We start from the raw sequence: 21,832 nt of genomic DNA on the forward strand, positions 1-21,832 counted from the left end.
GACCGCATCGGCCCAGCCGACCTCGCGAGCCCGGCCAACCGCGCCGCCAACCGCACCGCACGACGGGCCCCATCGGCCCAGCCGACCTCGCGAGCCCAGTCGAGACAGCCGTAAACCGCACCGTGCGCGCGGCGAAGCATCCGTCGTGGCTGGCTGGGCGGCACTGGCCGACTGGGCCGCACCGGGCCCACGGGGCATCCGACGCGCTGCCCGATGCGCCACGCCGCTCGCCCGACCTCGTCAACGCATGGCGACGCTCGCCACCCTGCCCCACGCGCGCGCGACATCCGCCTCGGATCGCCTGGTGCCGGTCCGCTGCGCTGGCGGAGCTCCAGCGACGCATCGGAGGCATGCGAGCCGCCAGTGCGCCGCGGGGCACCCCATTGCCACTGAGGCTGTTGGCCTTGGCGGCGCTTTGGTCGAACTGATCAGCCGGTGGGCTTCCCGCGTCGCGTGGACGGCCGCCGTCTGCGTGCAGCGGTGTGGCCGAACTGGTCGCCGTGTGTGCGGAGCGCGCCTGCTCCCGACGGCCCGCGAAGCGATGGTGTCGGCCAACCCGTGGTGAGCCGATAGCGGGCGGAGTTGCCCGTTTTGTCAGCGAGCCTTTTAGATCTAGGAAAATTAGTGCTGCTATAGCAACACTAATTTTCCTAGATCTCGGACGACCGAAGCGCACATCCGTTATTTCGGACTTGTCGCCCACCCTCCACGACACACCCCCGGCCCACAGCACTCAACTCGAGCGAACAGGTGCGTGCTGAACCAATCGCACCCACGCCGCCGGGGAGTTCGGCGGGTGGCGTGCCCACCGGGCTGAGCCACCGCGGATATCCCACAGCGGACATCACCCAGTGGACTGTGTCCCCCGAACCGTGATCGCGGAAGCGCCCGGTGAGTAGGTCAGGTCCGGGGAGGGTGTCATGCGCTGGAGCGTAAAAGCGCTCACCCCCAGCCCGTAGCTCCAGCGCATGACACCCTCCCCGGACCTCAACCGCAACCAAAAAACAAGCGAAAGCAGACGACCCAACCGAAGCCAAATCCTCCATCCTGTACAAATAGGACACTCAGGTCACCCGCGACACGCCCGTTGGTAATCGTCGCGTAACGTGGCGTCAGTAGGAATGGTGACGAAACCCCTCGCCACCGCTGAGCGGAGCCTGCTGCCCCATGCGTAGAAGCGCCTTCGTCGTCGTCGCACATCGCCTGCCCGTCGATGACAGCATCGCGCCCGATGGCGCCTGTGAGTGGCGGCGGTCGCCGGGTGGGCTGGTCAGTGCCCTGCATCCGATCCTGCGCCGCAGTCCCGCGACCTGGGTCGGGTGGGCCGGGCAGACCGGGCCGGCGCGCCAGGTCCCTGACATCGACGGCGTCCACATGCACTCGGTGCCGCTGAGCACCGAAGACATCGCCGAGCACTACGAAGGGTTCGCCAACGCCACGCTGTGGCCGCTCTACCACGACGCGGTCGAGCAGCCCGTCTACCACCGGCGCTGGTGGGAGGCCTACCAGCTGATCAACCAGCGCTACGCCGAGGCCGCCGCCGCGTTGGCCGAGCCGGGCGCCGTGGTCTGGGTTCAGGATTACCACCTGCAGCTCGTTCCGGGGATCCTGCGTGAACTGCGGCCCGACCTGACCATCGGGTTCTTCATGCACGTGCCGTTCCCGCCGCCGGAGCTGTTCATGCAGCTCCCCCGCCGGGCCGAGTTGCTGCGCGGGATGCTCGGCGCCGACCTGGTCGGGTTCCAGCGGGCGCAGGCCGCGCACAACTTCGCCCAGCTCTGCGTCAAGGTGCTCGGGTTGCAGGCCAGCGACCGGCGGATCGCGATCGACGACCGGATCGTGCGGGTCGGTGCGTTCCCCGTCTCGATCGACACCGCCGACATGGAGTCGCTCGCGGCGAGCCCGGCGGTCGTCGCCCGGGCCCGGCGGCTGCGCGCCGACCTCGGCGACCCGAAGCACGTGATTCTGTCCGTCGACCGGATGGATTACACCAAGGGCATCGAGCAGCGGTTGAAGGCCTACAGCGAGCTGCTCGACAGTGGCCAGATCAAGGTCCGCGACGCGGTGATGGTGCAGGTGGCCGTGCCGAGCCGGGAGCGGGTCGAGCAATACAAGGCGCTGCGCGAGCGGGTCGAGCGCGAGGTCGGCCGGATCAACGGGGAATACGGGCGGGTCGGCGAGCCGGCCATCCACTATCTCAACCAGCCGTTCGACCGGGCCGAGTTGGCCGCGCTCTACCGGGTCGCCAACATCATGGCGGTCACCCCGCTGCGCGACGGGATGAATCTGGTCGCCAAGGAATATGTCGCGTCCCGGGTCGACGACACCGGCGCGCTGGTGCTCAGCGAGTTCGCCGGCGCCGCGGCCGAGTTTCCGCAGGCCTACCTGTGCAACCCGCACGACCTCGACGGGCTCAAAGCGGTGCTGATGGACGCGATGAAGGCCGCCCCCGACGACGTCGAGGAACGCATGCGGGCGATGCGCGAACACCTGCGGGTGCACGACATCCGGGCCTGGGCCCGCAGCTACCTGCTCGCCCTCGACCGCACCGGCGGCCTGGCCGCCCGGCTGACGACCTAGAGGCCACCGCGGCGGATCACGTCGCGATACCAGAGGGCGCTGTCCTTCGGCGTCCGGGCAAAATTCCGATAATCGACGTGTACGAGCCCGAAGCGCTTGCCATAGCCGAACGCCCACTCGAAGTTGTCGAGCAGCGACCAGGCGAAATAGCCGCGCAGGTCGACTCCGGCCGCGATCGCCTCGTGCGCGGCGGTCAGGTGGCCACGCAGATAGTCGATCCGCGCCGGGTCGGCCACCCGCCCGTCGACCACCGTGTCGGTGAAGGCCGCGCCGTTCTCCGTCACGTACAACGGAATCGGTCCGTAGTCGGTGGTCACCCGCACCAGCATGTCGCGCAGCCCGGTCGGGTCGATCGGCCAGCCCATGTCGGTCACCGGGCTGGGCACGGGGTGATGCACCACCTGCCCACCGGTCGGATACGGGCTGCCGTCGTCGACCGGCGACGCGGCGGCGCCGACCAGGTCGGGCTGGTAGTAGTTGACCCCGATCGCGTCGATCGGCGCGCTGATCGTCGCGAGGTCGTCGGCCTGGACGAAGCCCCAGTCGGTGAACGGCGACGTGTCGGCCACGACGTCGGCGGGATAGCTGCCGCGCAACAGCGGGTCGAAGAAGATCCGGTTGAGCAGGCCGTCGATCCGCCGGGCCGCGTCGACATCGGCGTCGGCGTCGGTCACCGGCCGCACCGTGCCGGCGTTGAGCGCGATGCCGACCGTCGCACCGGGTGACGCACCGCGCAGCACCGGCACCGCGAGCCCGTGCGCCAGCAGCAGGTGGTGTGCGGCGACGAAGGGGTCGTCGCGGCGGCCGGGCGCGTGCACGCCGATGCCGTGCCCGAGGAACGCCGAGCACCACGGCTCGTTGAGCGTGTTCCACATCGCGACCCGGTCGCCGAGGCGGGCACCGACGAGACCGGCGTGCTCGGCGAACCGGTAGGCGGTGTCGCGGTTGGCCCAGCCGCCGGCGTCTTCCACCCACTGCGGCAGGTCCCAGTGGTAGAGCGTGGCGACCGGGCGGATGCCCCGGGCCAGCAGCGCGTCGACGAGGCGGTCGTAGAAGTCGAGGTTGGCGGCGCGCGGCCAGGCCACCGAGAACCGGTAGGCGTTGAGCCCGAGGGAACCCATCAGGGCCACGTCGTCGGCCCACCGGTGGTAGTGGTCGGTCGCCCGCTCGCCGGTGTCGCCGTTGGCGATCGCACCGGGCCGGGCCGCGAAGGTGTCCCAGATCGACGGCACCCGGCCGTCTTCGGTCACGGCGCCCTCGATCTGGTAGGCGGCCGTGGCCGCTCCCCACCAGAACGTGGGCGGGAACCGCAATCCGACCTCGGCCTGCGCCGCGGGCACCGCGATCGTGTCCAAACCGGACCACCTCTCTGGAGAGCGCTCTCCAACCGCATCCAGGTTCCGGCACGCCAAGTACGCCTGTCAAGCAACACATGGCTTGACATCGATGAAACGGTGGCGCAACACTGCCAACGTCTGGAGAGCGCTCTCCAACGGAGTCCCGTCCCCACTCCGAAAGGCAGGGCACCTGTGAACCCCCGCCCGTCCCGCCTGTTCGCGGCCGTCGCGGCCGGCGCGCTCGTCATCGCCTCGGTGGCGGTCGTCGCGTCGCCGGCCAGCGCCGCCGACGCCGTCATCTCCCAGGGCAAACCCGCTACGGCGTCGTCCGCGCAGGGCGCCGACCTGTCCGCCGCGGCCGCCGTCGACGGCAACGCCGGCACCCGCTGGGGCTCGGCCTGGTCGGATCCCCAGTGGATCCAGGTCGACCTCGGCGCGACCGCCACCATCACCCAGATCACCCTCAACTGGGAGGGCGCCTCGGCCAAGGCGTTCCAGCTCCAGACCTCGGCCAACGGCACCACCTGGACCGACATCTACACCACCACGACCGGGCCGGGCGGCGTCCAGACGCTGCCGGTCACCGGATCGGGCCGCTACGTCCGGATGTACGGCACCGTCCGCAACAGCGGCTACGGCTACTCCCTGTGGGAGTTCCAGGTGCACGGCACCTTCGGCGGCAGCAACCCGCCGCCACAAAACTGCGGCACCGCCAACGCCGCGCAGGGCCGCCCGGCGACCGCCTCCTCCGTCGAGGGCGCCGGGGTCGCGGCGAGCATGGCCGTCGACGGCGACGCCGGCACCCGCTGGTCGAGCCTCTTCGCCGATCCACAGTGGATCCGGGTCGACCTCGGCTCCAGCCAGAGCATCTGCCAGGTCGTGTTGCAGTGGGAAGGCGCCTACGGTCGCGCGTTCCAGCTACAGACCTCGCCCGACGGAAACGCCTGGACCGACATCTACACGACGACGACCGGCGCCGGCGGCACGCAGACGCTCAACGTGACCGGCACCGGGCGCTACCTCCGGATGTACGGCACCGCGCGCGGGTCCGGCTACGGCTACTCGCTGTGGGAGCTCAAGGTCTTTACCACCGGCGGCACCACGCCACCACCGGACCCCGACCCCGGCACCTGGCAGACGGTCTGGAGCGACGACTTCACCGGCGCCGCCAACACCTCGCCGTCGGCCGCCAACTGGCTGCTGCGCACCGGCACGCAGTATCCCGGCGGCGCGGCCAACTGGGGCACCGGCTCGGTCGAGACGGCCAGCGCGTCCACCAGCAACGTCGGCCTCGACGGCGCAGGCCGGCTCTCGATCCGGGCCACGAAGGACGGCGCCGGCAACTGGACCTCCGGCCGGATCGAGACCCAGCGGGCCGACTTCGCGCCGCAGGCGGGCCAGCTCACCCGGTTCAGCGCCGTGCTCAAGCAGCCCGATGTGGCCAACGGGCTCGGCTACTGGCCGGCGTTCCGGGCCACCGGTGCCGCGTTCCGGGGCAACTTCACCAACTGGCCGGGCATCGGCGAGACCGACATCATGAGCGGCGTCAACGGCCGCAACCAGTTGTCGCAGACGCTGCACTGCGGCACCGCGCCCGACGGCCCCTGCGCCGAATACAACGGCCGCACCAGCGGGCTGGCGTCGTGCTCCGGCTGCCAGACCGGCTACCACGAATACAGCCAGGTGATCGACCGCACGAAGACCGACGAGGAGATCCGGTTCTACCTCGACGGGCGGCAGACCTGGGTCGTGCGGGAGAGCCAGGTGGGTGTCACGGCCTGGAATGCCGCCGTACACCATGGCTTCTATCTGCGGTTTGACCTGGCCATCGGCGGGCTCTACCCCAGTGGCATCGCCGGCATCACCGTCCCGACGCCGGACACCACCTCGGGCGGCGTGCTCAGCGTCGACTCGGTCACCGTCGCCCGGGCCACCGGCACGACGCCGCCGGCGATGACCGACCCGGCGATCCCGGCCGGGCCGAGCGTCGTGCGGGTCACCGGCACCCAGGGCAACTGGCAACTCCAGGTCAACGGTGCGCTGTGGGAGGTGCGCGGGCTCACCTACGGCCCGCCGCAGGGTGCCGCCGACGGCTACCTGCGCGACCTCGCCAACGCGGGCGTCAACACCATCCGGACCTGGGGTGTCGACGACGCGCAGACGCCGGTGCTGCTCGACACGGCCGCCCGGCACGGGGTCAAGGTGATCGTCGGGCACTGGCTCAACCAGGGCGCCGACTATGTCAACGACACGGCGTACAAGAACTCGGTCAAGGCCGAGATCGTGGCCCGGGTCAACGCGCTCAAGGGCAAGCCGGGCGTGCTGATGTGGGACGTCGGCAACGAGGTGATCCTGACCATGCAGGACCACGGCCTCGCGGCCGACGTGGTCGAGGCGCGGCGGGTGGCGTACGCGAAATTCGTCAACGAGGTCGCCGTGGCGATCCATGCCGCTGACCCGAACCACCCGGTCACCTCGACCGACGCCTACACGCACGCCTGGACCTACTACAAGCCCTACTCGCCGGCCCTGGACCTGCTCGCGGTCAACTCCTACGGCGCCATCGGTGGCGTCAAGGGCGACTGGATCGCGGGCGGCTACACCAAGCCCTACATCGTCACCGAGGCCGGGCCCGACGGCGAGTGGGAGGTGCCCAACGACGTCAACGGGGTGCCCAACGAGCCCAGCGACCTGGCCAAGCGCGCCGGCTACACGGCGAGTTGGGCGGCCATCAAGTCGCATCCGGGCGTCGCGCTCGGCGCCACCGAGTTCCACTATGGACTGGAGAACGACTTCGGCGGCGTCTGGCTCAACGTGACGACCGGCGGCTGGCGGCGGCTCGGCTTCCACGCGTTGCGGCAGGCCTACACCGGCCAGCCGTCGGCCAACACGCCACCGGAGATCAGCACCATGACGGTCGGCTCGCAGACGGCGGTGCCGGCGGGTGGCACGTTCCCGGTCTCGGTCGCGGCGACCGACCCGCAGGGCGACCTGATCCGCTACAACCTGATGTTCAGCAACAAGTACGTCACCGGGGGCACTGGCTTCTCCAACGTCACGTTCACCGAGACCGGCAACGGCCAGTTCTCGGTCCGCGCGCCCGAGCAACTCGGCGTCTGGAAGGTCTACGTCTACGCGTTCGACGGCCAGGGCAACGTGGGCATCGAGCAGCGCTCGTTCAAGGTCGTGCCGCCGACGGTCCCGGGCACCAATATCGCCCGCGGCCGGCCGGTGACCGCCTCGACCTACCAACCGACAGGAACAAACGGACCACAGCTGCCGGCGTACGCCGTCGACGGCGACTACAACACCCGCTGGGCCAGCGAGTGGGTGCCGACGGCGTGGGTGCAGGTCGACCTCGGCTCGGTGCAGTCCTTCAACCGCGTGCAGTTGGCGTGGGAGGCGGCCTACGCCTCCGGCTATCAGCTGCAGACCTCCAACGACGGGACAAACTGGACCACGGTGTACGCGACAACGTCGGGCAACGGCGGTTTCGACGACCTCGTGGTCAACGGGACCGGGCGGTATGTCCGGATGAACGGGCAGACGCGCGCCACCGCGTACGGCTACTCGCTCTGGGAGTTCGGCATCTATCGGTGACGTTCTCGGGGAAGGGCGGCCTCAGTGGTCGCCCTTCTCCAGCCAGTCGAGGATCGCGTCGAGCGGTTCCTGCCAGCGGGCGTCGAGCATCAGGTCGTGGCCCATGCCGGGGAACAGCAGCGGCGCGCCGCCGTAACGGCGGGCCACGTTGTCGAGGGCGGTGCGCGGCACGACCCGGTCGTCGGGCGTGCCCACCACCAGCACCGGCGGGTCACCGACCGGCTGCTCCGGCGGGCGGGCGCGCAACAACTCCCACTGGGCGCGGGCCGAGGCGTGGCCGATCCGGCCCAGGTAGCCGCGTGCGGCCGGGTCCGGCAGGTCGCGGCTGAAGAGCTGCCGCCGGGTCAGCCGCAGCCGGCCACCGAACGCCGCCGGGAGCGTGCCGAACAGGTTGCGGCGCAGCGCCAGGCCGAGCGTCGCCCAGCCGCCGAACACCGGGGCGGCCAGCACACCGGCCCGCGCCGGGTAGCGGGCCAGCGCGTGCGCCACCACCAGCGCGCCGGCGCCGTGGCCGACCAGCACCGCCTGGTGCGGCAGGGCGGCCGCGACCTGGACCACGTCGTGGGCGTAGGCCCGCAGCGTCGCGCGCGGCGCCGGCTCGCTGCCGCCGTGGCCGCGCGGGCTGACCGCGTGCACCGCGAAACCGCGCCCGGCGGCGTGCTCCATCCAGTGCTCGGCGTAGGCCCACGCGCCGTGCCCGAAGCCGGGGACGAACAGCACCGGCGGCTTGGTGTCGTCGGGCAGTTCCGGCGTCGCGGTGCGCACCTCACGGCGGGCCGGCGGGACCGGGTCGGCCCAGTCCTGGGTTCGGATGATCCGCACGCTCATCGCCCGCTCCTTGCCGTCGCGGTCGCCGGGGTCAGCTCGTCGAGGGCACCTTGCAGCGCCTTCAGGTAGTCGAGATGGTTGATCTCGAACCAGTGCCGGGTGGAGTCCTTGACCCGGGCCCGATTCCAGCGCTTGCCCACGTCGGCCGAGGCCCGCGACCAGAACGCCGCCGCCCGTTCAAGGTCGCGGTCGCGCAGCCGCAGCCAGCTGGCGATCAGCACGGTCTGCCAGTGCACCAGCGGGAACAGCCCCGAGTCGGGTTGCAGCAGGCCGGCGACCGCGAGGGTCGGGTGCTCGCGGGGGAACGCGTGCAGGTAGAGGGTGGGCCGGCCGTGCTCGTCGGCGCCGAGGATCTCCGGTGCGAGGAACTCGAAGCGGGGCAGGTAGCCGGTGGCGAACACGACCACGTCGGGCTCGATGTGCCGGCCGTCGGTGAGCTCGACCGAGCCGCGGTGGAAGCGGCGGATGTCGGGCACGGGCGTGATCGTGCCGTGGCCGAGGTGGTAGATCAGCTGGCTGTTGGCGATCGGGTGGGTCTCGAAGACCTTGTGGTCGGGCTTGGGCAGCCCGAACCGGGTCTGGTCGCCGACGGTCAGCCGCAGCGTGCGGGCGGCCAGCCACTGCCGCATCCCGAGCGGCAGGCCGGCCGCCAGCATCCGGTCGTTGACCTGGTCGGTGGGGCGGCCGAGCAGGTATTTCGGCAGGTACCAGTAGCCGCGCCGGGTCGAGTGCCAGGTCTGGCTCGCGGCCGTGGCCGCCTCGACCGCGATGTCGCAGCCGGTGTTGCCGCCGCCGACCACCAGCACCTTGCGGCCAGGGAACTTTTTGGCGTCTTTGTGTGCCGACGCGTGCATGGTCTGGCCGCGGAACTCGTCGATGCCCTCGTAGGTCGGCACCTTGGGCGCCCAGTTGTGCCCGTTGGCCACCACCACGGCCAGGTAGCGGTGGGTGCGCTCGGAGCCGTAGCCGCCGCTGCTACGGGTGGTCACGTCCCAGGTCGAGTCGTCGGCCGGCTCGACCTTGACCACCTCGGTGCCGAACCAGACGTGCGGCTTGAGGTCGAAGTGGTCGGCGTAGCGCTCCAGGTAGGACAGCAACTGGCTGTGGTGCGGGTAGTCCGGCCAGGTGTCCGGCATCGGGAAGTCGGGGAACTGGGTGAACGGCTTCGACGAGATCAGGTGGGTGCTGGCGTAGACCGGGCTGCGGTCGTGCCGCCAGTTCCACGCCCCACCGACGCTGGTCTCCCGCTCGTAGCAGTCGACGCCGAACCCGTGCTCGCGCAGGTTCTTGACGGCGGCGAGCCCGCTGGCGCCGGCACCGATGACGCAGACGGTGTCGCGGCGGTCGTAGACCGGGCGGCCGTCACGCCAGAGCGTGGTGGAAGGGTCGAAGCGCTGGTTGGCCGTGGAGGGGGAGGACACCGTGCGATCCTTCCGACTCCCGGCCGGTTCTGTCTAGTCCGGTATCACCAGATCGACGGCTATAGGCAGATGGTCACTGGCGCGGCGGGCGGTTGGCGTGTCGACCACGCGGAAGCTGGTCACCTCGATCCGCTTGTCGACGAAGACGCCGTCGATCTGCCGGTTCGGGCCGGACGCCGGATGGGTCGGCGCCATGCCGGCCACGTGCAGGCCGTCGGCCACCACTCCCCAGGTCGACTCGCCGGGCTCGGCGTTGAGGTCGCCGGCCGCGATCACCGGCAGGTCGTGGGTGCCGATCGCCGCCCGCCAGGCCGCTCCCTGCGTGGGCCGGATCGAGGGGTCGGTGGACAGGTGCGAGCCGGTGACCACGAACCGGGCGCCCGGCACCTCGCAGGTCGCGAACACCGCGCCGCGCAGGTGGTGCCCGGGCACCAGTGGGAACCGCACGTCGTGCGTCTCCAGCACCCGGACCCGCAGCGTGGTCAGCACGAGGTTGCCCAGCGACCACAGCCCGCCGCCGCCGACCACCATGCGCAGCCGGTCGGCCAGGGACGCGTTCTTCTGCCGCCAGCGGAACCGGCGGGCGCCCTCCTGCACGATCAGCACGTCGGGCGCGAGGTCGGCGACGACGGCGGCGAGCGCGCCGAGGTCGTCCTTGAAGCTGTGGATGTTGTACGAAACGACCCTTACGCGGGCTGTCATCGACGCCGGGCCAGGTCGGCGGCGCCCACCATGCCGGCGCTGTTGCCCAGCTTGGCGACCCGCAGGTCGGCGACCGGCCAGCGGCCGCGCTGGGCCAGCGACTCCTGGTAGGACTCGCGCGCGGGTCCCATCAGCAGCTCACCGGCGTCGACCACGCCGCCGCCGACGACCAGCACCTGCGGGTCGAGCACCTGCACCATGTCGGCCAGACCCATGCCCAGCCAACTGCCGATCTGCGCGAACGCCTCGCGGGACACGGCGTCGCCGTCGCGGGCGGCGGCGGTGACCATCGGGCCGTTGATCCGGTCGGGGTCGCCGCCGGCCAGCCCGAGCAGCCGCTCCGCCCGCTGCGGTTCCTGGCGCGCGCCGGCCCGGGCGAACCGGACCAGGGCGTTGCCGCTCGCGTATTGCTCGATGCAGCCGAGCCGGCCGCAACCGCACTTGTGGCCGCCCGGCACCAGGCCCATGTGACCCAGTTCGGCGGCGATGCCGTTGGTGCCGCGGACCAGTTCGCCGCCGAGCACGATCGCGCCGCCGACCCCGGTGCCGATCGTGAACATCACCATCGAGTCCTCGGCGTCGTGCGCGGCGCCGTGCCGGAACTCGGCCCAGGCCGCCGCGTTGCCGTCGTTCTCCACGATGACCGGCAGCCCGACCTTGTCGCTGACGTAGTCGCGCAGCGGCTCGTCGCGCCAGGCGATGTTGGGTGCGAACAGCACGGTCGAGCGGGACGCGTCGATCCAGCCGGCCGCGCCGATGCCGACCGCGACGGCCGGGTGGCCGGCGGCGAGTTCGGCGGCGACCTCGACGATCGTGTCGCGGGTGCGCGCGACGTCATCGGCGGGCGTGTCCCGCCGGGTGGTCGCCACGATCGTGCCGTTCTCGTCGACCACCCCGCCGGCGACCTTGGTGCCCCCGACGTCGACTCCGATGGTCAGCGTCACCGCTGCCGCTCCCCTCTGCTGTGCTTTGCTGTCCGGCGACGCGCTCAGGCGTCGTCGTCGGACCGTGGCGCCGGCGGCGCCGTTCGCTTGACGGCCTTGCGGGCCATCGGTTTGGCCGGTTTGGGTGGGGTCTCGACCTCGTCGTCGGCTGCCCGGCCCGCGGCGGTGGCCTCCGCCCAGACGTCTCCGGCCGTGGGGGCCGGTCCAACATCATCGCGGGTACGGGTGGCCGCGCGCCAGATCTCGTCGTCGGAGAAGCGCGGGGCCGGTGCCGGCGGCGGCTGCTCGCGGACCGCGCTGGAGCTGTTGACCGCCCGCAACAGGCTGGCGACACCGGCCGCGAAGTCGCCGGCGCCGGTCGCCAGCCGCTCGGCGAACTCCGGACTCGGATCCCGCAACGCGACGATCACCCGGCAGATGGGACAGACGCAGCACTCGGGGTCACCGGTGGCGACCTTCGGGCCAGCCGTGCGCGTACCCCCGGATGGGTGATGGTCCTGTCCGAAGGCGCTGGAGAGCACATCGGTGAGCGAGCCGAGGGCGCCCAGGCCGGCGGCGAGGCCCGGCCCGTCGTTGGCGGCCCGGCGGGCCATGGCGAGCGCGGTCGCGACGAGGCGCTCGGCCTCGCCGCGGGCGGACGATGGGTCGGGTTGCGGTGCCATCTCTGTGTTCCTGTCAGTCGCGCGGGTAGAGCGACTCCACCCGTCCCTTGAGCTGCTTCAGCGCGGCATCCATGATCATCTTTTCGGCTTTCTTGCGGAACATGCCAAGCATGCCCACGGCGAGGTCGACCTCGAGCGTGTAAGTGACCTCGCTCGCGCCGTCGCCGACCGGTTCGATGTCGTAGGAGCCGTTCTGCGTCTTCTGCATCTTCGAGGGGGCGACCAGATGCCATTCGATGCGCGAGATGTCCTCGGCGTACTCGTATTGGAGGGTGTATTCGTCCATCAGCACGCCGGCGTCGATCACGAAGCGCACCTGGCTGGCGTAGCCGTCTTCGTATTCCTCGACCACCTCGGCCGACTGCATTGCCGTCGTCCACTGCGGGTAGCGCGCGAAGTCGCAAATCACCGCCGCGACCTGCGCCGGGGTGGCGTCGATCTGGATCGACTGGGTGGAGGAGTCCGCCATGTGGGGCAGGCTACCCCTTTGCGCCCGCCCGACCGGCTGACGGCTCGCTGGTCCCGGGGATCGGACTCGATGTCGATACGGGTAGGTTGCATTTAGCTGATCGCGTTCTGCTAGGAGGCCAGGTGCGCGAATTCTCCGTACCCCCGGTCGTGACGATCGGGGACGCGGCCAACCTGACCGATCCGGTGTGGGACAACGCCGTGGTGGCGCCCGACACGGTGCAGTTCCGGCGGCGCCGGGACGGTGCCTGGGCCGACGTCACCTGCGGCCAGTTCCGCGACGAGGTCGTCGCGCTGGCCCGTGGGCTGGTCGCGGCCGGCGTCCAACCCGGTGCGCGGGTGGGGCTGATGAGCCGCACGCGCTACGAGTGGACGCTGATCGACTACGCGATCTGGTCAGTGGGCGCCGTCACCGTGCCCGTTTACGAGACGTCCAGCGCCGAGCAGGTGCGCTGGATCCTCGAAGACTCGGGCGCCGTCGCCGTGTTCGTCGAGACCGAGGCCCACGCGCTGCTGGTCGCCGGCGTCCGCGAAGACCTGAGCGCCCTCACCGAGGTGTGGCACATCGACGGCGGCGACCTCGACCTGCTCCGCGAGCAGGGCGCGACGGTCGACGCCGCGGTGATCGACGAGCAGCGGCGCACCTCGACCGCCAACGACGTCGCCACGATCATCTACACCAGCGGCACGACCGGCCGCCCCAAAGGTTGCGTGCTGACCCACCGCAACCTGCTCTCCGACATCACCAACGCGGTGCCGGTGCTGCCCGACCTGTTCCACGAGGGCGCCTCGACCCTGCTGTTCCTGCCGCTGGCCCACTCGTTCGCCCGGCTGATCCAGATCGGCATGGTGCAGGCCCGCGCCACGATGGGGCACCTGCCCGACACCAAGACGCTGGTCGACGACCTCAAGGTGTTCCAGCCGACGTTCCTGCTCTCGGTGCCCCGGGTGTTCGAGAAGGTGCACACCGCGGCCAAGCAGCGCGCCGCGGCCGACGGCAAGGGCGGCATCTTCGACAAGGCCGAGCAGGTGGCGATCGCCTACTCGACCGCGCTCGAGGGCGACGGCCCGGGCCTCGGCCTGCGGATGCAGCACGCCCTCTACGACAAGCTGGTCTACGGCAAGCTGCGCGCCGCGCTGGGTGGCCACTGCACCCGGGCCATCTCCGGCGGCGCGCCGCTGGGCGCCCGGCTCGCGCACTTCTTCCGCGGCATCGGCGTCACGGTCTACGAGGGTTACGGCCTCACCGAGACCTCCCCCGCGGTCGCGGTCAACCTGGAGAGCGCCACCCGGATCGGCACCGTCGGCCGGCCGCTGCCCGGCGTGACCGTTCGGGTCGCCGACGACGGCGAGATCCTGGTCAAGGGCCCGCTGGTGTTCAAGGAATACTGGCGCAACCCCGAGGCGACCGCCGACGTGCTCGACAGCGACGGCTGGTTCCGCAGTGGCGACCTGGGCGAGCTCGACGACGACGGCTACCTGACGATCACCGGTCGCAAGAAGGAGATCATCGTCACCGCGGCCGGCAAGAACGTCGCCCCGGCCGTGCTCGAAGACCGGATCCGCGCGCATACGCTGGTCAGCCAGGCGTTAGTGATCGGCGACCGGCAGCCGTTCATCGCCGCCCTGGTGACCATCGACCCCGAGGCGCTGCCCCGCTGGCTGGAGACCCAGGGTCTGCCGGCCGGCACCTCGGTGGCCGACCTGCGCACCGACGAGAAGCTGCGCGCCGAGATCCAGGCCGCGATCGACGACGCCAACAAGGCCGTCTCGCACGCCGAGGCGATAAAGGAGTTCCGCATCCTGCCCGCCGACTTCACCGAGGCGACCGGGGAACTGACCCCGTCCCTCAAGGTCAAGCGCGGTGTCGTGATCAAGGCAAACCAGGCCGAGATTGACGAGATCTATCGCCGATGACGTCGGACGCGACCGCACCTACCCCCATCCGCGCCCACCCGCTCGCCGTGGCCGCGCGGATCGTGATGCTCGCGCTCGTCGCCGTCCTCGTGCTGCTCACCACCCAGCAACTCGCGCAGCTCTGGTGGATCGGGCTGCTGATCATCGCCGGCGTGCCGGCCGTGATCGTGCCCCGGCACCCGGTGCTGGCCCCGCTCGGCCGGTTCGCCGAGGTGATCATCGTCGGCCTCGGCGCCGCACAGGTCGCTGAGCACACCGCCAACACCTCGATCGGCCAGGGCGTCGGTGCGGCCGCGCTGCTGCCCTACCTGTCGGTGCCGCTGACCGTGACCGCGCTGCGCCGGCTGTCCCGGGAGAGCGCCGCGCTGCTCAGCGTGGCCGCCCTGGCACTGGTCCTGGGCGGGGTGATCAGCTCCAGCGACGGCAATCCGCTGATCGCCGAGCCGGTCTACCTGGTCGTCGCCGCGCAGTGGCTGATCCTGGCCTCGCTCGGCACCCTCGCGGCCTCGACGCTCCAGCGGATCATGCAGCAGCGCGAGAAGGCCGGGCGACCACAGCCCTACGCGGAGGCGACCCGGCTGCTGACCCAGTTGCGCAGCGTCGCCCGCCAGCTTCCCGGCGCCACGCTCGACCCGGGCGGCATCTCCGAGCACCTGGTCGAGGAGCTGCGCGCAGTGACCCGCGCCGACCGCGCCGCGGTGCTCTCGGCCAGCGGCGGGGGCCGGCTGGTGGTGCTCGCCCAGGCGGGCGTCGACCGGGTCGACTGGGAGACCAGCCTCGATGCCGACTCGGCGATCGCCGAGGCGTGGGCCAGCCAGCAGCCCTACACCGCGAGCCGGTCACAGGCCCGCTCCCACCGCCGGGGTGAGGTTTCGGCCCTGGTGGTGCCGTTGGTGGCCGGCGTCCGCACCATCGGATTGGTGATCATCGAGGCCGACGCCGCCGGCCTCTACCCGCCCGCCGTGGTCCAGCGGGTGACCGCGCTCACCGGCCCCGCCGCGCTGCGGCTGGAGGCGGCGCTGCTCTTCGACGAGGTCCGGTCACTCGCGACCAACGAGGAACGGCAGCGGTTGGCCCGCGAGATCCACGACGGGGTCGCGCAGGAACTGGTCATGGTCGGCTACGGGATCGACAACGCGCTCGCCACGCTGCCCGACGACGCCAAGGAGACCGCCGAGGAGCTGCGTACGCTGCGCGGCGAGGTCACCCGGGTGATCACCGAGCTACGGCTGTCACTCTTCGAGCTGCGCTCCGAGGTCGACCGGCAGGGCGGCCTGGCCGCCGCGATCTCCGAATACGCCCGCACCATCGGCGCCTCCGGTGGCCTGCGGGTGCACGTCACACTGGACGACTCGACCGCGCGGCTGCCCGCCGCCACGGAGGCCGAGTTGCTCCGGATAGCACAGGAAGCGATCACGAACGCCCGAAAGCACGCCGGAGCCACTAACCTGTGGGTCTCGTGTTCCATCGATCCGCCCTACGCCCAGATCGAAGTCTCCGACGACGGTCAGGGCATCGCCGACCAGCGTCCGGACGGGCGCTACGGCCTTGCGATCATGGCGGAGAGAGCGGAACGTATCCGAGGCCGGTTGGAGATCAGTCCGCGGAGTCCGTCCGGCACGACCGTGGCGGTGGTAGTCGGGACGTCACCGCGGCGCGATAGCGTGCGCGATAGCGTCACCGCATCAGAAGGGGAGTAACCCGAGCATGACGACCAGCCCATCGCCGACCACGCGCACCAAGGTTCTCCTTGTGGATGATCACGACCTGATCCGCAAGGGACTTCGGCACGCGTTCGAGCGCGACCGCCAGTTCGAGGTCGTGGGTGAGGCTGCCACCGCCGCCGAGGGCGTCCGCCAGGCTGGTGCGCTGCAGCCCGATGTCGTGATCATGGACCTGCGCCTGCCCGACGGCAGCGGCCTCGAAGCCACCCGCGCGCTGCGCAAGTCGAGCAGCACGATGGGCATCGTCGTGCTGACCATGTACGCGGGCGACGACCAGCTCTTCGGCGCGCTCGAGGCGGGCGCGAGCGCGTTCGTCCCGAAGACCGCGCCGGCCGACGAGGTCGTGGCCGCCGCCCGGCACGCGGCGTCGTCGCCGTCGGCGTTCACCGCGGCCGACCTGGCCGAGGCGATGAAGCGCCGGCTCGCCCCGTCGGGCCCGCAGCTGTCCCCCCGCGAGGGCCAGGTGCTGCGCCTGCTCGCCGACGGCATGTCGGTCGCCGGCATCGCGAAGCAGCTCTTCGTCAGCGAGTCGACGGCGAAGACCCACATCTCGAAGCTCTACGAGAAGCTGGGCGCCGCCAACCGGGCCCAGGCCCTGATGACCGCGCTGCGGCTGGGCCTGCTCGAAGCCCCCGACGCCCCGAAGTTCTAATCGTTCGTCTGGATCCGGGCGGCCATCGGCCGTCCGGTCATCCGGCGTGCCGCGAGGTAGAGCTCGCACCCGAGGCAGAGCCCGAACACACTGTTGAGAAACGCGGCGGCCAACCCGAACGCGGCGGCGACGATGCCCACCGCGGTCCCGGCGGTGCCACCCGCACCGAAGGCGATGGCCGCGGTGATCGCGAACACGCCGCCGAGCGCCTGGGCGAACCGGACCGGCTCGGCCGGCTCTCTCTCGGTGGGCGGCGCGAGCCTGGGCGCGACGACGGTGCGGTAGATCAGCGAGTAGGGACCCTTGCGCGGGTCGATCGCGGTGATGGCGAAGACGACGGCCTGGGCGAGGGCGAGCCACCAGGCGCCGGTCACCAGGATCAGGACAAAGACGATCGCGGTCAGGCCGGCGGCGAAGCGCGGGCCACGGGGGTCGAGCAGCATCATTCCCACCTTGGGGGTTTCGTCGGTCCGGGCCTGGGTCTTCGTCAGCGACAGAGGCTGGCGGCCAGGCGGCCGTGATCGACGATGCGGCGGCGGGTGAGCTTGTCGTTCATCGCGCGGCGTTCTCCAGCATCGGCGCGATGGCGGCGAGCACCTGGGCCTTGGCCGGGACACCGCTGGCCCGCTGCACGATCCGCCCGTTGGCGACGACCAAGGTCGTCGGGGTACGCCAGATGTCCAGCGCCCGCACGGCGTCGAGGTGACTCTCGGCGTCGACCTCGAGGTGGGTGACCCCGTCGACCATCCCGGCGACGTCGCCGAGCACGCGGCGAGTGGCCCGGCACGGGGCACAGAAGGCCGACGAGAACTGCACGAGGGTGACCGGTGTGGCGGGGTCGACGCCGAGGTCCCGCAACGTCTGATCGCCAGCGGCATGGTCATCGGCGGCCAGCGTCGCCGGCCCGTTGTCGCTGGGCAGCGTGCCACCGTGCGAATCCGCGTCCATCTGACCGGTACCTCCGTCGGCGACGGTCCGCAGCCGACCGTCGCGGCGGTTATGCCACACGCCGAAGACGGTCGCCACGACAAGCACGGCGACGGCCACGACGATCCCGGTCACAGCGGAGCCCACCGATCTAAGGTGCCACGATCACCCGAACCAGCGCCATGACGTGGCCCACGTCTCACGGCGTAAGGTGCTCGGTCATGATCGAACCGGACTTCGTCACCACCACCCGAGCGTCCTACAACACGCTGGCGGCCGACTACGCCGAAAGGTTCGCCTCCGATCTGCAGCAGCGCCCGCTGGAACGCGCCCTGCTCACCTGGTTCGCCGAACTGGTCGGCGACGGCCCGGTCCTCGACGTCGGCTGCGGCCCCGGCCGCACGGCGGGCTTCCTGCACGCGCTGGGCGTCGACATCGCCGGCTTGGACCTCTCCCCCGAGTTCCTGACCATCGCCCGCGCCGAAAACCCCGGCATCCGCTTCGACGAGGGCTCGATGCTGGCGCTCCCCGACCCGCCCGGCACCTTCGCGGGCCTGCTGGCCAACTACTCGCTGATCCACATCCCCGACGAGAGGCTGCCAGAGGTCCTGGCCGGTTTCCACCGCGTCCTGCGCCCGGGCGGCTACCTGTGGGTGGCCTTCCAGGTCGGCGACGAGCCGCGCATCATGACCGACGCCTGGGGCCACGAGGTCGACCTGGTCTTCCGCCGCCGCCAGCCGGACCAGGTGGCGAAGCTGCTGTTAGCGGCCGGTTTCGACGTGCGGGCCACCATCGTGCGCGAACCCGAACCCGAAGAGCTGACCAGCTTCGCCACCCTGCTGGCCCGCAAACGCCCGGACTCCGACCTCCTCTGACCGGCAGGGGCTGTCTCCCGCGAGCTACATGTTTTCTTATGTACCTACATGCCAAAACATGTACGCGGATTCGCACCCACCACTGGGCGGAGCCCACGCGACGCGCTGTGCCACCGGAACGCTGAGCCGCGGATCGCCGCCGAAATGGCGGCGCGATCCGCGGTCGCGCGGGGGGATCTGCAGGGGAAGCACTCAGCAGGCGTCCGTGACGCCGCTCAGGGCACTCGCGGCCCCGCTGCCGGACGGCGGCGAACCAACTCCACGCGGCGGCGCCGGAACCGGGCTCACGGTGCCGATTGATGTGGAGGCTGCTCCGCTGACCGGCGGCCAAAGCCGCCGCGATCCCACCGCCAGCAGCCCAGCGCACGCCTCGCGATCCAAGCCCACCGCGCCCGCACGCCAGGCCCGATGGCCGCGATCTCGCGGCGTGCGGGCGCCGGCGTCGGGATCCGGGCTGAAGTCGTCCTGTTTGGACGAGCGTCGCCCTCGTCAGGGGGTCAGGAGGGCGCGCATGCGGGTGGCCTGGGTTTGCCAGCGCCAGTCGCGTTCTACCCAGGCTCGGCCGGCCTGGCCCATGCGGTGGGCCAGGTCGGCGTCGGCCAGCAACGTGGTCAGGCGGTCGGCGAGCTGGGTCAGGTCGCGGCCGTCGACGACGTAGCCGGTTTCGCCGTCGCGGACCGCGTCGGGGGCGCCGCCCGAGTCGCCGGCCACGACGGGGAGGCCGGTCGCTGAGGCCTCCAAATAGACGATGCCCAGGCCCTCGACGTCTAACCCGTGGTTGCGGGTGCGGCACGGCATGGCGAAGACGTCGCCGGCCGCGTAGTGGGCCGGTAGCTCCTCCCAGGGGACGCCGCGGGTGATGACCACGTGGTCGGCCACGCCCAGTGCGGTGGCCAGGCGGCGCAGGCGGGCGTGGTTGGGGCCGCCGCCGACGAGCAGGAGCAGGGCGTCGGGGATCTGCTCGCGGATCGCCGGCAGGGCGCGGATCAGGGCGTCCTGGCCCTTGCGGTGGACCAGGCGGGAGACGCAGACGATGACCCGGCGGTCGCCGATGCCGTGGCGAGCGCGGATCGCGCTGCCGTCGACGCCCGGGTGGAACAGGTCGACGTCGACGCCGGGCGCCAGGCGGCGCAGGTCGGTCAGGCCGTGCAGGGCGCGCTCGAGCCTCGTGCGCTGGTAGTCGGTCAGGTAGGTCACCACGTCGGCGCCCCGGGCGATGCGGCGGAGCAGGCCGCGGGCGCCGGGCAACGCCGCCCAGCCGACCTCGTGGCCGTGGGTCAGGGCGACCACGCGCTCCACCCCCGCGCGCCGGCGCAGGCCCTCGGCCAGCAGGCCCAGCGGGGCGGCCGCGCCGAACCAGACCGTGTCGCACTCGTGGGCCCTGGCCAGCTCGGCGGCCCGGCGGGCGACCCCCGGCGTGGGCAGCAGGACGCCGGTCGACTCGCGGATCACCTCGAAGGGCTGGTCGGCGTCGAACTTGTCGGCACCGCGCCAGCTCGACGCGTAGACCACGATCGAGCCCGGGGGCTGGCGGACCGCCAGTTGGTGGACGAACTTCTGGATGCCGCCGGGGCGGGGCGGGAAGTCGTTGGTGACGAGCAGCGTGCGGGTCATCGGCCCCTACCTCTCGCCGCGGGCGTAGGCGCGGGCCGCCGCCATCCGCTCCACCGTGGACGGATGTGACGCGGCGTAGAGGTATTCCCAGCGCGGTGGGTCGGGGTCGCCCAGGTTGACCGACGACAGCCGGGCCTGCATCGCCTCGAACGTCGTCGGGTCCTGGGTCAGGGCCAGCGCGTGGGCGTCGGCCCGGGCCTCGGTGTGCCGGGACACCAGGCCCTGCGCCGGTGACGAGACGACACCCGCGACCGCCGCCACCGCGAGCAGCAGGGCGAAGGCCCGTGGCTCGGCGATCGAGGTCACGCCGGCCACGCGGAGCAGGCTGCTCCAGCCGCCCAGCAGGAACAGGGCGACCACCGCGAGCGCCGCGCCCAAGGCGCCGATCAGCGTGCCGGTGAACACGTCGCGGTCTTTCGCGTGGCCGAGCTCGTGTGCGACCACGCTGACCACCTCGGGCGGGGTCGCTTCGGTCAGCAGCGTGTCGTAGACGACGATCCGGCGGGTCGGGCCGAGGCCCGACACGTAGGCGTTGACCTGGCGGGTGCGCCGGGACGCGTCGGCCACCAGCACGTCGCGGACCGGGACGCCGTCGGTGCGGGCGAGCTGGATCAGCTCGGTGCGCAGCGGGCCGTCGGCCATCGGGGTGAAGCGGTTGAAGACCGGCTCGACCAGCACCGGCAGCACGAACGACATGAGCACCACCAGCGTGGCGGCGCCGGCCGCGCCCCAGGCCCACCACCAGCGGGGCGCGAAGTGGGTGATCGTGTAGAAGCCGAGCAGGGCCACCACGCCGATCACGGCCGACACCGCGAAGCCCTTGAGCAGGTCGACCAGCCAGCCGCCCCAACCCTGGGTGGACAGCTCGTAGCGGACCAGGATCGTGTGCCGCCACGCGGCGAACGGCAGGGTGAGCAGGTCGGCGACGAGGACCACGACGATGCCGCCGACGATCGCCTGTGCGACCCAGTTGCCGCCGAACGGCCGGCCGACCGCCTCGATCAGCCGGGCGCCGAGCGGGGTCAGGCCCAGCACCAGGGCGATGACCAGGCCGACCAGCAGGCTGCCGTAGCCGGCGGGGCGCAACGCCGAGTGGAACGCCCGGCCCTCGGCGACCCGGTCGGCCGGCAGCGTGCGGAGCGCCGCGAGCTGGTCGGCCCGGGGCGCCGGCGGGCGGTGCCAGGGCACCAGCACCACGACGGTCACTGCCAGGGCGACCGCGAGCACGCCGAAGGCGACCACCGCCCACATCCGTGGCGTCATCCCCGGCACCTCCCCTGGCGTCGGACCATAGTAAAGGTCAGGCGACCCGGAACCCGGATCGCGACGGGCGCCGGACCATCCGCAACGCGGCCGGTTGCTGGCTGAGCACCTCGACCTCGAACCCGGCCCGGGCGAACACCTCGATCGCGCGCGCCTCGTCGGGGTCGAGACCCTCGACCGGCGCCTCGAAGAGGGCCGTCACGAGGCACCCCTGGCACGCCGCGCCGCGCACCGCGCAGCTGTCGCAGTCGATGAGCATCACTGGCTCCTCACTCAGGAAGACACCCTCCGTGACGCAAACGCTAGCGAGCGGGTCTG

The 21,832-nt window shown here is 71.6% G+C and carries 18 protein-coding genes; 6 read left to right on the forward strand and 12 right to left on the reverse strand.

Features of this window, described 5'->3' with window-relative positions; genetic code table 11:
- Positions 1 to 1,167 precede the first annotated feature (1,167 nt).
- Entirely contained in the window at positions 1,168 to 2,580 is a 1,413-nt protein-coding gene (locus DFJ67_RS40970) for an alpha,alpha-trehalose-phosphate synthase (UDP-forming) (protein ID WP_116074977.1), read from the forward strand.
- Here DFJ67_RS40970 and DFJ67_RS40975 read toward each other — a convergent pair.
- Positions 2,577 to 3,926 (reverse strand): GH1 family beta-glucosidase, encoded by a 1,350-nt coding sequence (locus DFJ67_RS40975; RefSeq protein ID WP_409362914.1) that lies wholly within the window; start codon positions 3,924 to 3,926, stop codon positions 2,577 to 2,579. The two genes, DFJ67_RS40970 and DFJ67_RS40975, sit on opposite strands and share 4 nt — an antisense overlap.
- A 183-nt stretch (positions 3,927 to 4,109) precedes the next feature.
- Between DFJ67_RS40975 and DFJ67_RS40980 the strand changes: the two genes are divergently transcribed.
- Entirely contained in the window at positions 4,110 to 7,517 is a 3,408-nt protein-coding gene (locus DFJ67_RS40980; protein ID WP_116074981.1) for a galactose-binding domain-containing protein, read from the forward strand.
- Between the two features lie 21 nt (positions 7,518 to 7,538).
- Here DFJ67_RS40980 and DFJ67_RS40985 read toward each other — a convergent pair whose 3' ends face one another.
- From DFJ67_RS40985 to DFJ67_RS41010, 6 genes are read right to left on the reverse strand one after another with little or no spacing between them, the layout of a single operon-like run.
- Positions 7,539 to 8,345: an alpha/beta hydrolase gene (locus DFJ67_RS40985; protein ID WP_116074983.1), complete on the reverse strand. Its 807-nt coding sequence runs from the start codon at positions 8,343 to 8,345 to the stop codon at positions 7,539 to 7,541.
- A complete protein-coding gene (locus tag DFJ67_RS40990; RefSeq protein WP_116074985.1) occupies positions 8,342 to 9,766 on the reverse strand; it encodes a flavin-containing monooxygenase in 1,425 nt (474 codons plus the stop codon). Before DFJ67_RS40990 ends, DFJ67_RS40985 begins: the two co-directional genes overlap by 4 nt.
- A 33-nt stretch (positions 9,767 to 9,799) precedes the next feature.
- A complete protein-coding gene (locus DFJ67_RS40995) occupies positions 9,800 to 10,468 on the reverse strand; it encodes an endonuclease/exonuclease/phosphatase family protein (RefSeq protein WP_116074987.1) in 669 nt (222 codons plus the stop codon).
- A complete protein-coding gene (locus tag DFJ67_RS41000) occupies positions 10,465 to 11,412 on the reverse strand; it encodes an ROK family glucokinase (RefSeq protein ID WP_116074990.1) in 948 nt (315 codons plus the stop codon). Before DFJ67_RS41000 ends, DFJ67_RS40995 begins: the two co-directional genes overlap by 4 nt.
- A gap of 44 nt (positions 11,413 to 11,456) precedes the next feature.
- On the reverse strand, positions 11,457 to 12,074 hold the full coding sequence (locus DFJ67_RS41005) for a hypothetical protein (RefSeq protein WP_116074992.1): 618 nt from the start codon (positions 12,072 to 12,074) through the stop codon (positions 11,457 to 11,459).
- 13 nt (positions 12,075 to 12,087) lie between these two features.
- A complete protein-coding gene (locus tag DFJ67_RS41010; RefSeq protein WP_116074994.1) occupies positions 12,088 to 12,543 on the reverse strand; it encodes an SRPBCC family protein in 456 nt (151 codons plus the stop codon).
- Between the two features lie 122 nt (positions 12,544 to 12,665).
- Between DFJ67_RS41010 and DFJ67_RS41015 the strand changes: the two genes are divergently transcribed.
- The 3 genes from DFJ67_RS41015 to DFJ67_RS41025 are packed head-to-tail and all read left to right on the forward strand — an operon-like array spanning position 12,666 to position 16,835.
- Positions 12,666 to 14,459, forward strand: a complete 1,794-nt coding sequence (locus tag DFJ67_RS41015) for an AMP-dependent synthetase/ligase (RefSeq protein ID WP_116074996.1) — start codon at positions 12,666 to 12,668, stop codon at positions 14,457 to 14,459.
- Positions 14,456 to 16,159: a sensor histidine kinase gene (locus DFJ67_RS41020; protein ID WP_116074998.1), complete on the forward strand. Its 1,704-nt coding sequence runs from the start codon at positions 14,456 to 14,458 to the stop codon at positions 16,157 to 16,159. The genes DFJ67_RS41015 and DFJ67_RS41020 overlap by 4 nt, the downstream gene beginning before the upstream one ends.
- A gap of 7 nt (positions 16,160 to 16,166) precedes the next feature.
- A complete protein-coding gene (locus DFJ67_RS41025; protein ID WP_116075000.1) occupies positions 16,167 to 16,835 on the forward strand; it encodes a response regulator transcription factor in 669 nt (222 codons plus the stop codon).
- Here DFJ67_RS41025 and DFJ67_RS41030 read toward each other — a convergent pair.
- Both DFJ67_RS41030 and DFJ67_RS41035 read right to left on the reverse strand, forming a co-directional pair.
- Positions 16,832 to 17,278, reverse strand: coding sequence for a DUF4395 domain-containing protein (locus DFJ67_RS41030; RefSeq protein WP_116077251.1), 447 nt, complete (start codon positions 17,276 to 17,278; stop codon positions 16,832 to 16,834). The genes DFJ67_RS41025 and DFJ67_RS41030 overlap by 4 nt on opposite strands.
- Positions 17,279 to 17,387: 109 nt before the next feature.
- Positions 17,388 to 17,909 carry a thioredoxin family protein gene (locus tag DFJ67_RS41035; RefSeq protein ID WP_239097186.1) on the reverse strand — a complete coding sequence of 174 codons (522 nt, stop codon included), beginning with the start codon at positions 17,907 to 17,909 and terminating at the stop codon, positions 17,388 to 17,390.
- 74 nt (positions 17,910 to 17,983) lie between these two features.
- On the opposite strand from DFJ67_RS41035, the gene DFJ67_RS41040 reads away from it, so the two are divergent.
- Positions 17,984 to 18,637, forward strand: a complete 654-nt coding sequence (locus DFJ67_RS41040; protein ID WP_116075005.1) for a class I SAM-dependent DNA methyltransferase — start codon at positions 17,984 to 17,986, stop codon at positions 18,635 to 18,637.
- Between the two features lie 489 nt (positions 18,638 to 19,126).
- Here DFJ67_RS41040 and DFJ67_RS41045 read toward each other — a convergent pair whose 3' ends face one another.
- The 3 genes from DFJ67_RS41045 to DFJ67_RS41055 are packed head-to-tail and all read right to left on the reverse strand — an operon-like array spanning position 19,127 to position 21,773.
- Positions 19,127 to 20,251, reverse strand: a complete 1,125-nt coding sequence (locus tag DFJ67_RS41045; protein WP_116075007.1) for a glycosyltransferase family 4 protein — start codon at positions 20,249 to 20,251, stop codon at positions 19,127 to 19,129.
- A gap of 6 nt (positions 20,252 to 20,257) precedes the next feature.
- Positions 20,258 to 21,514, reverse strand: a complete 1,257-nt coding sequence (locus DFJ67_RS41050; RefSeq protein ID WP_116075009.1) for a M48 family metallopeptidase — start codon at positions 21,512 to 21,514, stop codon at positions 20,258 to 20,260.
- A gap of 37 nt (positions 21,515 to 21,551) precedes the next feature.
- On the reverse strand, positions 21,552 to 21,773 hold the full coding sequence (locus DFJ67_RS41055) for a hypothetical protein (RefSeq protein WP_116075011.1): 222 nt from the start codon (positions 21,771 to 21,773) through the stop codon (positions 21,552 to 21,554).
- Between the last annotated feature and the right edge of the window lie 59 nt (positions 21,774 to 21,832).

The organism is Asanoa ferruginea (genome assembly GCF_003387075.1).
Classification (GTDB): domain Bacteria; phylum Actinomycetota; class Actinomycetes; order Mycobacteriales; family Micromonosporaceae; genus Asanoa; species Asanoa ferruginea.

Bases quoted from the DNA above. Each gene is read 5' to 3' on its own strand.
- DFJ67_RS40970 (WP_116074977.1), top strand. From the start codon at position 1,168: ATGCGTAGAAGCGCCTTCGTCGTCGTCGCACATCGCCTGCCCGTCGAT.
- DFJ67_RS40985 (WP_116074983.1), bottom strand. From the start codon at position 8,345: ATGAGCGTGCGGATCATCCGAACCCAGGACTGGGCCGACCCGGTCCCG.
- DFJ67_RS40995 (WP_116074987.1), bottom strand. From the start codon at position 10,468: ATGACAGCCCGCGTAAGGGTCGTTTCGTACAACATCCACAGCTTCAAG.
- DFJ67_RS41005 (WP_116074992.1), bottom strand. From the start codon at position 12,074: ATGGCACCGCAACCCGACCCATCGTCCGCCCGCGGCGAGGCCGAGCGC.
- DFJ67_RS41010 (WP_116074994.1), bottom strand. From the start codon at position 12,543: ATGGCGGACTCCTCCACCCAGTCGATCCAGATCGACGCCACCCCGGCG.
- DFJ67_RS41020 (WP_116074998.1), top strand. From the start codon at position 14,456: ATGACGTCGGACGCGACCGCACCTACCCCCATCCGCGCCCACCCGCTC.
- DFJ67_RS41025 (WP_116075000.1), top strand. From the start codon at position 16,167: ATGACGACCAGCCCATCGCCGACCACGCGCACCAAGGTTCTCCTTGTG.
- DFJ67_RS41030 (WP_116077251.1), bottom strand. From the start codon at position 17,278: ATGCTGCTCGACCCCCGTGGCCCGCGCTTCGCCGCCGGCCTGACCGCG.
- DFJ67_RS41040 (WP_116075005.1), top strand. From the start codon at position 17,984: ATGATCGAACCGGACTTCGTCACCACCACCCGAGCGTCCTACAACACG.
- DFJ67_RS41045 (WP_116075007.1), bottom strand. From the start codon at position 20,251: ATGACCCGCACGCTGCTCGTCACCAACGACTTCCCGCCCCGCCCCGGC.
- DFJ67_RS41050 (WP_116075009.1), bottom strand. From the start codon at position 21,514: ATGACGCCACGGATGTGGGCGGTGGTCGCCTTCGGCGTGCTCGCGGTC.
- DFJ67_RS41055 (WP_116075011.1), bottom strand. From the start codon at position 21,773: ATGCTCATCGACTGCGACAGCTGCGCGGTGCGCGGCGCGGCGTGCCAG.